This is a genomic window from Mesorhizobium sp. M7A.F.Ca.US.005.03.2.1 (genome assembly GCF_003997795.1).
Taxonomy (GTDB): Bacteria; Pseudomonadota; Alphaproteobacteria; order Rhizobiales; family Rhizobiaceae; genus Mesorhizobium; species Mesorhizobium ciceri.
Genome location: NZ_RZRP01001527.1, coordinates 1 through 594, shown reverse-complemented (window position 1 = coordinate 594; position 594 = coordinate 1). Strand labels below are relative to the sequence as shown.

General features: G+C 65.0%; 1 protein-coding gene. It reads right to left on the bottom strand.

Going from position 1 to position 594, the window contains the following annotated elements; all coding sequences use genetic code 11:
• The coding region (locus EN991_RS38910) for an MFS transporter (protein WP_127370670.1) at positions 1–594 on the bottom strand (594 nt) is incomplete at both ends.

The window sequence follows — 594 nt, the reverse complement described above, 5'->3', positions numbered from 1 at the left end:
AGGTACCGAGGACCCCCGCCAGCCCCATCGCCAGCAGGATCGCCGAAAGCGCGGCGATATCAAGCCGGGTGACGCTCTCGAGGAAGGGGCGCAGATAGGTGAAAAGCGCGAACTGGCCCATGAACAGCATCATGATCGACGCCATGCCGATGGCGACTGGAAGACGGCCCAGCAGCGCCAGCGGATTGCCTGGACGTTTCCTTTGGCGCGGGGGCAGCGCTGGAAGGCTGATCCACTGCCAGACCAGCGCCAGCAGACCGAGCGGCACGACGAGAAAGAAAGCGCCGCGCCAGCCGATATAGGCGCCAAGAAAGCTGCCTAGCGGCGCGGCGATCGTGGCCGCGATCGCATTGCCGGCGTTCAGCATGGCGAGGCCCTTTGGAACCATGCCTTGCGGCACGAGGCGCATGACGATCGCGGTCGACATCGACCAGAAGCCGCCGATCGCGACACCGAGCAGCGCGCGGCCAACCATGAGAAGTGCAAAATTCGACGCAAAGGTCACTGCGAGCCCGGATACGATCAGGAGAACCGTAAAGCCGGTGACGACCAGCCGGCGGTCAATTCGCCGGGTGAGGCCCGCGACCAAGAGGC